The organism is Enterococcus nangangensis (genome assembly GCF_005405245.1).
Classification (GTDB): Bacteria; Bacillota; Bacilli; order Lactobacillales; family Enterococcaceae; genus Enterococcus_J; species Enterococcus_J nangangensis.
The window spans coordinates 1-10,885 of record NZ_BJDR01000038.1; the positions used below are offsets into that span (position 1 = coordinate 1).

General features: G+C 42.4%; 10 protein-coding genes. 5 read left to right on the plus strand and 5 right to left on the minus strand.

Translation table 11 applies throughout. The features are described from left to right. Positions 1-109: 109 nt before the first annotated feature. On the minus strand, positions 110-1,120 hold the full coding sequence (gap, locus tag FFM57_RS09400) for a type I glyceraldehyde-3-phosphate dehydrogenase (RefSeq protein WP_137600264.1): 1,011 nt from the start codon (positions 1,118-1,120) through the stop codon (positions 110-112). Positions 1,121-1,409: 289 nt separating this feature from the next. Between gap and FFM57_RS09405 the strand changes: the two genes are divergently transcribed. Then, positions 1,410-2,507: a nucleotidyltransferase domain-containing protein gene (locus FFM57_RS09405; protein WP_137600265.1), complete on the plus strand. Its 1,098-nt coding sequence runs from the start codon at positions 1,410-1,412 to the stop codon at positions 2,505-2,507. A gap of 36 nt (positions 2,508-2,543) precedes the next feature. Here FFM57_RS09405 and tyrS read toward each other — a convergent pair whose 3' ends face one another. After that, complete coding sequence (tyrS, locus tag FFM57_RS09410) at positions 2,544-3,800, minus strand: tyrosine--tRNA ligase (RefSeq protein ID WP_137600266.1); 1,257 nt, start codon at positions 3,798-3,800, stop codon at positions 2,544-2,546. A gap of 267 nt (positions 3,801-4,067) precedes the next feature. Next, on the minus strand, positions 4,068-4,724 hold the full coding sequence (locus FFM57_RS09415) for a GNAT family N-acetyltransferase (protein WP_137600267.1): 657 nt from the start codon (positions 4,722-4,724) through the stop codon (positions 4,068-4,070). 83 nt (positions 4,725-4,807) lie between these two features. Between FFM57_RS09415 and FFM57_RS09420 the strand changes: the two genes are divergently transcribed. Continuing rightward, positions 4,808-5,842, plus strand: coding sequence for a Gfo/Idh/MocA family protein (locus FFM57_RS09420; RefSeq protein ID WP_137600268.1), 1,035 nt, complete (start codon positions 4,808-4,810; stop codon positions 5,840-5,842). A 47-nt stretch (positions 5,843-5,889) separates the two neighbouring features. Here the strand turns inward: FFM57_RS09420 and FFM57_RS09425 are convergent, their stop codons facing one another. Further along, positions 5,890-6,744, minus strand: a complete 855-nt coding sequence (locus FFM57_RS09425) for a DegV family protein (protein WP_137600269.1) — start codon at positions 6,742-6,744, stop codon at positions 5,890-5,892. A gap of 80 nt (positions 6,745-6,824) precedes the next feature. Continuing rightward, positions 6,825-8,057: an LCP family protein gene (locus FFM57_RS09430; RefSeq protein ID WP_137600270.1), complete on the minus strand. Its 1,233-nt coding sequence runs from the start codon at positions 8,055-8,057 to the stop codon at positions 6,825-6,827. A gap of 190 nt (positions 8,058-8,247) precedes the next feature. Between FFM57_RS09430 and FFM57_RS09435 the strand changes: the two genes are divergently transcribed. The 3 genes from FFM57_RS09435 (at position 8,248) to FFM57_RS09445 (ending at position 10,860) form a co-directional block, all read left to right on the plus strand. Further along, positions 8,248-9,966, plus strand: coding sequence for a putative glycosyltransferase family protein (locus tag FFM57_RS09435; RefSeq protein WP_137600271.1), 1,719 nt, complete (start codon positions 8,248-8,250; stop codon positions 9,964-9,966). 117 nt (positions 9,967-10,083) lie between these two features. Further along, entirely contained in the window at positions 10,084-10,416 is a 333-nt protein-coding gene (locus FFM57_RS09440; protein ID WP_281275745.1) for an alpha/beta fold hydrolase, read from the plus strand. 171 nt (positions 10,417-10,587) lie between these two features. Continuing rightward, the gene (locus FFM57_RS09445) at positions 10,588-10,860 is read left to right on the plus strand and encodes a hypothetical protein (RefSeq protein ID WP_137600273.1); all 273 of its coding nucleotides are present in this window, start codon (positions 10,588-10,590) and stop codon (positions 10,858-10,860) included. Positions 10,861-10,885: the final 25 nt, after the last annotated feature.

Consider the following 10,885-nt stretch of genomic DNA (forward strand, 5'->3'; position numbering starts at 1 on the left):
TAACGTTTTCCGTTATGAGGACACGCTAGGGACTTGAACCCATGAGAGTTTGCCCATGCCGGGCAAACAAAAGAAGCGACGACTGTTATCGTCACTTCTTTACTATTGCTTATAAGTTAGCAAATTTCTCCAATAAACGAATCATTTGGCACGTGAATCCGTACTCGTTATCGTACCAAGCTACCGTCTTCACTAATTGGAAGTCGCCGGCTGTCGTTACTTCGGTTTGGGTTGGGTCAAAAATTGAACCTTCTGTTGTACCAATAACGTCACCAGAAACAATTTGGCGATCATCATAGCCAAAGGATGGATTATCTACCGTATGTTTCTTGATTGCTTCGTTCACTTCATCTGCAGTTACTTTCTTTTTCAAAATCGCTACTAATTCGGTTAAGGAGCCATCTACCACCGGTACCCGTTGCGCATGCCCTTGCAGCTTCCCTTGTAATTCGGGAATGACTAAACCGATTGCTTTAGCGGCACCAGTGGAATGCGGAATAGTATTATCTGCTGCTGAACGGGCAGCTCGTAAGTTCCCACCCCGCACAGGACCATCTAAGAGCATTTGCGTGGACGTGTAGGCATGGACGGTAGTCATGGTTCCTACTTCAATCCCAAACTCTTGATGCAAGAAGTAAGCTAATGGTGCTAAACAGTTGGTGGTACAAGAGCCGGCAGAAATAATTTTATCGTCAGCATTTAAAGTATCATCGTTGACGTTATAAACAATCGTTTTCATGGGACCAGCAGGCGCAGAAATCACGACACGTTTCACGCCGGCATCCAGATGGGCTTGGGCTTTTTGTTCCGAAGTATAAAAACCGGTACACTCTAAAACGATGTCGACACCATTTTCTTTGACCCAAGGAATTTTACTAGCATCAGGTTCAGCATAAACCCGTGTTTCATGGCCATCTACGACGATGCTATCTTCGGTAGCGGTAACCGTACCAGGATACGTTCCGTGGGTGGAGTCAAACTGCAAGAGATGAGCTAACATACTAGGACTAGTTAAATCGTTAATTGCCACTACTTCAATATCATCAGATACCTCTTTAATGCGCCGAAAAGCCAAGCGACCAATGCGACCAAAACCATTAATTCCTACTTTTACTGTCATGTTTCTTGTTCCTCCTTCTTTTTAGGCACTTTACTACCCCTTCATTGTGCGCTGTCGCGATTTTTTTGTCAAAAAGAAAGCGTTTTTGAAAATCAGCAAAAAAAGATATGATGTTACATCTAGCTAAAGTCTATGTCTTTTGCTAGCGATAACTCATAACGGCTCTCCTCAATACAGTTGTCGGAAAATGACTTGTTTCGTATAATGATGGAGTAACAATTCAAGCTTTTTATTATCTCATTTCATAGACTTAGCTCCAAGAAAAATTAAAATTTGCGAGGAACATATCATGACTAAAAATAACGAAATTACGGACTACGTTTTAAAGCGCATCACTGAAGATTTTCACGAGGATATCGCCCTGTTGCTCTTGTATGGCTCTGCGTTAAATGGGACCGCTAATTCTTATTCAGATGTTGATTTATATTTTATCCCCCGCACCAAAAGAGGCTACCAACTTGGAGAAACATTTATCCTAGCCGACATTGGTTATGATTTTTTTGGCATGACTTGGGAACGGTTAACGCGGATTGCCGATTTTGAGGACAACCTCTCACCGTTAGTTGGGGATGTGCAAATTTTATTTGCTCACTCTTCTGCCGAAAAAAGAAAATTTCTCCATTTACAACAACAAATGACAGCTCACCTTACAGATAGAACGTATATGCATCATCGCGCGCTGGCGCGTTTGACAAGCGCTAAAGAAATATTCTTTCAACTCCTCCAAGCACACGAACTTAGTGCTATTCGCAAATTTGCCGGACAGCTATTGATGTCAATAGCGGAAGTTTGTGCTTACGAAAATCAAACTTATTTTCGCAAAGGGTTAAAAGAACAGTTCATAGACTTAAAAAAAATGCCCAAATTGCCCCAAAACTTCCTCGTAACTTACCAAAGCATTATTAAGGAAAACAATCCAGCTAAAATCAAAGCAGATTGCCAAGAAATTTTCTTCAACACGCGGCAATTTCTGGGATTAAAAGAAGAGCAACTGCAACAAGTTACCGCAACATCTGCGGCTGTGAGGCAAGACCGTGTGGCAGCTTCAGCAAGTAGCAGTGACTATCTTGCTGCTGCCGATTGGTTTCAAGAACTCATTTCAACATTTAATAAAATCTATTTTTGTGCAACAAACAAAAATTATCCTTTAGCTTTTATTTCTGCCTGCGCCTTACAAACTTCTTTGGAAGAAGACTTACAAATAAAACTTAAAACCAAAGATTTATTAAGTACCTATCAATTTGACGATTTAAGTGTACTAGCTAAACGAACCAAAGAAATTGAAGAAGACTGTCGCTATCAAATCGCTGCCAACCAGATCCTCCTCCGCGACTTTTCCACCATGGACGAGCTGATACAGCAAAAAAGAAAAAGACTGAGAAACTAGCAGTCTCTCAGTCCAAGTCAAGATAATCGCACTTTATTATTGTACTTTCCCTAAGAAATATTTTTTCTTGCCTCGGCGAATTACGACAAATTCACCATCAAAGTGGGCGCTAGGATCAATTAGCGCTGCCACATCGGTTACTCGCTCACCGTTAATGGTGATGGCCCCGTTGGTCACATCTTCCCGCGCTTGGCGTTTAGAGGCTTCAATTTTAGTGGCAACTAATAGTTCTACCACGTTAGTAGGTTCGGCGGTAATGTCAACAGTTGGCATTTTGCCAAAAGCTTGTTTGATTTCACTAGCCGTTAAGTCTTGAATAGCGCCAGTAAACAAGGCTGCAGTAATTTTTTGTGCTTCCGCTAAATCTTCGTCACTATGAACAAAGCGGGTTACTTCTTCTGCTAACCGTCGTTGTGCTACTCGTTTTTCCGGTTGGGTAGCCACTTCTTGTTCTAAGGCGTCGATTTCTTCTTTGTCTAAGAAAGTGAAGTATTTTAAGTATTTCACCACATCGCGGTCATCTTGATTTAACCAAAATTGGTAAAATTCAAAAGGTGATGTTTTTTCGGCGTCTAACCACACTGCACCCCCAGCAGTTTTCCCGAATTTGGTGCCATCAGCTTTCAGCATTAAAGGAATCGTTAGGCCAAAGACTTTTTCTTCGCTCCCTAAAACTTTACGAATTAAATCGGTGCCGGCGGTAATATTGCCCCATTGGTCCGAACCACCAATTTGTAAAGAAACGTGATGGTGCTTATGCAAGTGTAAAAAGTCGATGGATTGTAAAATTTGGTAGGTGAATTCCGTGTAAGAAATCCCCACTTCTAAACGACTGGCCACCACATCTTTAGCCAGCATCGTATTGACGTTAAAGTTTTTCCCAAAGTCTCGCAAAAAGTCTAATAAAGAAATTTTTGATAACCAATCGTAATTATTTACCATCGTAACGTTGGCATCTTTACCAAATAATTTTTTCATTTGACTCGTTAAACTAGCCGCATTACGGTTGACGTCTTCCATCGTTTGCAAAGTCCGTTCCGAGTTGCGACCAGAAGGATCCCCGATAGCGCCGGTAGCCCCACCAATTAAAATGTAAGGATGGTGTCCAGCTAATTGGAAACGTTTCATAATCATAAAAGGAATCAAGTGGCCAATATGCATACTGTCGCCAGTAGCATCCACCCCGCAGTACAATGAAATACTCTTTTGTTCTTCAATCCATTTTGCTAAGCCATCAGCGTCAGTTTGTTGGTTAATGGCGCCGCGCCAAGTTAAATCTGTTAAAATATCCATTTTCTTTCCTCCTTAAAATAAAAAAAGCCCTGAGCATAACGCTCAGGGACGAAATTTTTCGTGGTACCACCCAAAATTTACAGGTTAAACCTGCCTCAAGCATCTAACGCTGCCGCGTGCTTTAAAAGCAAAACTCCAGAATGTACTTCGCTTCACCTCATCGTCTGACTCGCAGCATCCGTCAGCTTTCTGGACTAGAGGAAGATCCACTACTGCGTTCCTTCATCGTTTAATATGTGTCTTATGATAGCATGAAAGAAAAATTTGTCAAATGGAACTTGCGTTTTCGGCCAATTTTAAGAGGTAGCAGGTCACTTTATTTTGTTTCACCACCTCTAGCGCTTGTAAATCTTCTTCTCGATATACTTGATAATTGGTGATTTCTTGTAGATAAGGAAAGTGTTGTCCCTCTCGTAAAACTTCCCGCAAAAAACCATTTTCATCATACTGACATTGGTTTTGCGGCCAAGGATTACTATAGCCTTGGACTTGCCAATAGTGATAGATGGGCTGAGCTCCTGCTTTTTGATAAAAATGATTGGCCGCTTCATCGCCGCAAGTCCAAATTTCTAACCAAGAAACGCCGGCGTCTTTGGCTAATTGACATGTTTGTTGAAAAAGCGCTGTAGCAATCCCTTGTCTTTGATAATCAGGATGCACATAATTTTCCATAAAATAAGCACCTTGCTGAGATAATCCTTGATACATCGTTTCTTTATTGGCTGGCGTATCCAACACAGTTTGTTGCAAGCCCACCACTTCATCTTGGTCATTGACACAAATGAGGTCAATCGTCGGATTTTCCGGATAACTGTCTTTGGTCGTCTTTAAACCGTTATATTGTTCAGCGGTGCCGTAGCCGGATAACAAGCGACAGCGCAACCAACTATTTAAATATTTTTCTTCGTAAGGGATAATTTTCATCCTTTAACCTTCTTTCTATAGCGCTAGTATACACTAAGTTTGCTATACTAGAAATAACAAATAAAGTTTAAGGAAGTGAAGCGATGCTCACAGTTGGTTTGATTGGTGTTGGCATGATTGGTCGTAAATATTTAGACCTCTTAAAAGAAAAGTCTGACGTCAGTGTCAAAGCGCTAGCCGTTCAAAGTGAGGCCAGTTACGCTAAGCTCAAAGACGAGTTCGGTACCACCTACGACCTTTATACGGATTATCGGCAAATGCTGGCAGATAACGAGCTTCAAGCGATACTCGTTTTAACGCCCCACCCGACGCATTATGCAATCGCCCGCGATGTTTTAAAGGCCCACAAGCATCTTTTTGTAGAAAAGCCCCTTGTCTTACACGCCTTAGAGGCAGAAGAATTAGTGCATCAAGCTGAAAAAAGTGGCAAAGTTTTTGCGGTAGGTTACAATCAACGTTTTATGCCTAGCTATCAAAAAGCCAAAGAACTGTTGGCAGAAAACGTCTTAGGTACCATTCAGCGAAGCCACTGGGTGGTCACTACCATGTATCGCACTGATAGCTATTACCAACAAAATGCGTGGCGGGGCACTAAAGACGCTGAAGGTGGCGGTGTTTTACTGAATCAGGGGAACCATCAACTAGATCTTTATCGTTGGCTGTTAGGTCAACCCAGTCGCGTAGCTAGCTTGTTGCGTATTGGCGTTAGACGGCAGATTGAAGTGGAAGAAGCCGCCGAAGTTTTGTTAGACTTTAGCCCACAACATTTTGGTAGCTTAGTCCTTTCCGTCACCGAGCCTTACCCGGAAGACACCTTAACGATTACGGGGACCACGGGTAAAATGGTGGTCACGCCGCAAGAAGTGACCTTGACCTACAATAATCAAGAAGCAAGTCCGCAACCAGCTCACAAACCGCAAGGCATCCACCAAGAAGTCTTTCATTATCACGCTACAAAAGAAGCAAGTTATCCCTTGATGCTGGCTAACTTTGTAGCTAGCTGTCAGGGTGAAGAGACAGTACTTGCGTCAGGTGGCGATGCTGCGGCGACTGTCCGGCTTTTAGAAGCGATTTACGACAGCGCCGAATTTAACACTTGGATTTCTCCAGCTGAATAAAGAAAACAACGCGACTACCCAATTGGGCGGTGGCGTTGTTTTAGCTATTATTTACTTTTCACCCAACCAAAGCCTAACGCTTTTTCTCCTAAATGAGCGCCAATCACGGGACCAAAGAAAGCAATTTCGATGTTCATTGCTGGGTTTTCAGCTAAGAGACGAGCTTTTTCTTCTTCCGCTTCTGCTTTAGCATTGGCGTGAATAATAAAGAAAGTGAAATCAGGATCTGCTTGCGCTTTGGCTAAAAGTAAATCCTCGACGCGGGCCAAAGCTTTTTTGGAAGTTCGAATCTTTTCGTGAACAACAATCTTGCCGTCTTCTTTGGTAAAGGTGAGGACTGGTTTGATTTTTAACAAGCCGCCGATTAAAGCCACCCCATTAGTTAAGCGGCCACCTTTGACTAATTGGTTCAAATTATCCACCACAATAAAGGCGTGGTTTTCTTGGCGAATCATTTCTAAATGGGCGATAATTTCGGCAACACTTTTGCCGGCATCTACATCAGCCAAGGCTTGGCGCACCATATGTCCCATGGGTACACTCGTAATTAAGGAATCAAAAGGAATAATTTCTAAACCGGGAATTTCGTCTTTAATACTGGTTACCGTGCTTACTGTGCCGGAAATACCAGAAGATAAATGAATGCTAATCACTTGTTGAAAGCCATCTTTTTTTAAATTCTCAAACGTGGTAATCATTTCGCCAACGGAAGGCTGGCTAGTTTTGGGAAATTCAGAACTTACGGCCATTTCTTGATAAAACGCCGCAACACTTTCTTCAACACCTTCTAAGAAAGTTTTTTCGGCAAGCATGACGGGAATGTCTAATAAACGCAGATTAGGATGCGTTTTCAGCGCCGGGGGGATAAAGGCCGTCGAGTCTGCCACAATTGCAATTTTCAAAATGTACGCTCCTCCTTCATTGGTATGGTACCTATCATAGCATAAAAGCTCGCTAGAGAAAATAACTAGCGAGCTATTTTCTATTGGGCAAAAAAGTTGGTAATGGCTTGTTTATTGGTCTCAAAGTTAATCTCAATAACACTACCAGCTGAAGCATAATTGCCATAACTCCAACTATTTTCCACTGGTACCGATAAACGGTCAACCCCTTTGGCTCCTTTAAAGAGATAACTAATGCCTTGACCTAGTGCAAAGGTCTTCGGTAAGTTGGTGGAGGTATAGGTCATAGCCGCCCCCATCGCCTTAGGTAGATGAATGAGGGTCATGGGATTTTTTGCTTGCTGGATTAAAGCATTAATCACCTGTTGTTGACGGCGAATCCGACCAAAGTCCCCTTCTTCATCGTGACGGAAACGCGCGTATTGTAAGAGGGTGTGCCCCGTCATTTTTTGTTGGCCAGCGGTAATCGTCACCCCGTCTAAATCGAGATTTTTCTCGGCATCAATGGCAACCCCCTTAGGATAAAGCTGATCAATCACTTGCTCGAAGGATTCAAAATCCACACGAATGTAGTAACGCAACGTAATACCAAAATTTGCTTCAATCGTTTGCCGTAACAGTTCGGCCCCGCCATAAGCATAGGCGGCATTAATTTTATTATTGTCGTGACCTGGAATAGTAACATACGTATCCCGCATAATAGAAAGCAATTTCGGTTTGCTTTGACCTTTCCCTAAATGCAAAATCATAATCGTGTCCGCTCTGGAAGCATCGTTGGCTTGCGGCCGTTGATCAGAACCAATCAGCAAAATATTCGTGCTACCATCTGCAGCCTTTGCCCCATTAAAGGTTTCCGTTGGTACATTTTCATTAGCCAAATCTTTTTTCGCCACGCTAACGCCACGGAAATATTGCCAGACGCCTAAGCCTAGTAACAAAAGAATAAGCAAGAAAAGGTTCCGTAAAAAATGATGACGTTTTTTACGCCGCACTTTAGCTGGTCTCGGCTTTTGCGGCGGGCGAGCGCCCCCGTGATAATTATTACCCCCGCCACCAGAATTTCGGGGAGCTCGTGGTGGTACTTGTTGGCGATACCCTGGTCTTTGGCTTGAGTAGTCGCCTTGACCTGTTGGTGGATAATCCCCCCTAGTTCCTTGTTGGTAATCTGTTTCATAATTTTGCGCGTCATCGTCTTGATAATGATTCGTCCTACTATCGGTTCCCCGCGGATAATCTTGGGGATTTAAGCGTCGATATTTATCTTGATTCCGCGCTTTGCGACTGTTTGGTGTCCCTGAATGCCCTGCAGCCATATTTCCCAACTCCTTTTTCAAACTTCTCCTCCACTTTACCAAAAGTTGCTAAAAAAGAAAGGCGTTAGGCCATCCTTTACAATAATCTTAAAAATAGTGTGATTAAAGCGCTTTACTTCATTTTTCCCTAGACACTCAGGAAAATATCCGCTAGATTGGTATATTGGAGTACGTTAAGAAGGAGTGCATAATGAAACGATTAACAAATTTAGGAAACTTCATTAAAAATCCGATAGTTCTGATTACCTTGGCGGCTTTACTATTAGCATTACCACAGCTGATCACAGGCAACATGATTGTGGGTTCTGATGCTGTCTTCCATTTTAACCGCTTTTACGATACCGCTGAACAAATTAAAACAGGGAACTTTCAATATTTTATCACCATGTACGGCTTTCAAAGTTCAGGGCGCATCGTTAATGCTTTGTATGGCCCTTTGGTGGCTTACTTTCATGGCCTGTTAGTTTTAATGAGTTCTTCTTGGTTTAGCTATCAAGTGTTGGCAAACTTGGTGATTCATTTATTGGCTGGCTTATCCATGTACGCTTTATTGCGAAAGTTAAAAATCAGTCCTAGTTTTCAGAGTTCCTTGAGTATTATTTTTATGACGAGCTACCCGGTAAATTATTGGGTGACCCGCCAAGGTTTCTCTAGTTGGGGGGCAGCTTTAATGCCTTTATGTCTACTCCCGGTTGTGGATATGTTGCAAAAGAAAAATATTCAGCCCCTAACACTAGGCGCTTTAATGGCCTTAATGTTTCAAACTCACTTGCTATCTAGTGTCATGCTGGCTGCCATTTATGTACCATTTTTTATTTATGCCTTTTGCCAAACTAGTGATAAAAAACAACTAGTAAAAAATTTAGCTTTTAGTATTTTAATTTTCTTTGTCTTAACCATAAATATTTGGCTGACTTTCCTTAGTGTTTACCAGGTCAACGAAATTCTACCCCCCTTTAAAAATCGTCATATGTATACTAGCACGTTAGATAAAAATTCTTATTATTGGATTATTGATCCGCCTGCTATCGCCCTATTAATTATTTTGCAAGGCGTTCTCACCTTCCATTGGTGGAAAAAATTAAAAACCGGGGTTAAACTCTTCACCTTTAGCGCCTTCGCTTTCTTTTTGTTTGCCACTAACGTTGTTCCTTGGCGTTGGTTGGTGCAACACAAATTTACTATTGTTGAGACCATTCAATTTCCGTTTCGTTTTGTCATTCCGGCAACAGTCTTGCTCTTAGGAGCGGTGGGCTTAACCTTACAAAGAGTCGTTGCTAAAAAATGGCCGCATCTGGTGCTAGGCGTGGTAGCACTTATTGGTCTTGTTGGCTTTAGCTTCATGACCACGCAAATGCTCCAACGTTGGAACCACGTCACCAATTATATGGCACTTGGACCCCATGCTAAAGTAGTGCCTTTAAGTAGCAATGAAATCAAAGATAGTTTTTATGACCGTGACCGCACGAAAACCTTACAACTGGTAGAAAAAGCCACACCAGATTATTTGCCTGTTTATCAAGAGTTACCCCAAAATTCCTACGATGAATACGCGGAGACGATTTTAAAGAAAGAACAGGCGTTCACTAAAGAAGTTCAGCAACACCAACTTGTAGTAACGTGGCAAGCTAGCTCCAAAGAAACGCTGCAAGTGCCCATCATCAAGTACCAAGATACCCAACTGACTTTGAATGGCCAAAAGCTAAGGGCTAAAGATTACCATTTAACGCCCCTAGGTGCAGTGCTAGTTACACCACAAGTCGGCGCTAATAAGCTCGTTGTCACCTATCAGCCCCCCGCTTATTTTTATCCTGCACTTTGGCTAATGCTTTTGTGTTGGGGTATTGTTAGCGTTTGGCAACTTGTTAAGCGTCCTATTTTAGTGGATTTAAGTGCTAAAAAGGCGTAAAATAACGCCAACACGTGAAACACAGGAGTTCTTTTTATGCTAGAAACAAAACAGAGTACTACCTCTTTAGGAACCTTTAAGATTAGTTGGCGCTAACCAGCGGCATCTGCGCCTCTCATCGTCTTTTTAAGCGGCATGGGGCAATTTGATACCGCGGAAACTTTTATCCAAGTCATCAGCGCCTTACCCACAAATTTGGGGATTTTTGCTATTGACTACCTAAATTCCGGATATAGCAGCGTACCTGCCAAAGATTACACGGTGACTGAAGAAGCCACGACGATTGCCACCCTAATCAATGAGTCCAATGAAGAAAAATCGCCGGTCATTCTTGTAGCTCATAGTATTGGGGGCATTTATGCTTTATTGATGGCTCCCCAGATTGAACACTTAATTGGCTTTGTGGGGATTGAACCGACTACTCGGGAAGTGGTCGTCAATCCGCCGTAAGAACCAGCTTATCTAAAAGCTGCCGCCCAAGATGCAACATGGACCCCTGTCGATTTTGAAAAATGGCTAAAGGATCACAGCCAAAAAGAATTTTCCGCCGCTCAACATCAACAAATTTGGCAAACGTATCAAAAAAGCGTTGCTCGTTTAACGGAAGCAGACAGTCGGCGGATGCAAGGCTTAATGGCTGGTATTCCTTGGACGGCTACGGACTTAACTTTACCTCAAGATTTAGCCAGTATCCTTTTAACAGAAGAATATCGTGCAGCTGAAATGAAACGCTCTGAATATCAAACGGCTAACGCTAAATCGCAAGTTCTAACGGGAGGGACTTATCATTACCTGCACTGGGAGCAACCACAATTGGTGGTGGCTGCCATCCAACAATTAATGGCTCTTTGTCAAATCGGACTGATAGGTCTGAAAATGGAACACTTAAAGTAGATATCAAGTCTGCTTTAGGTGTTTT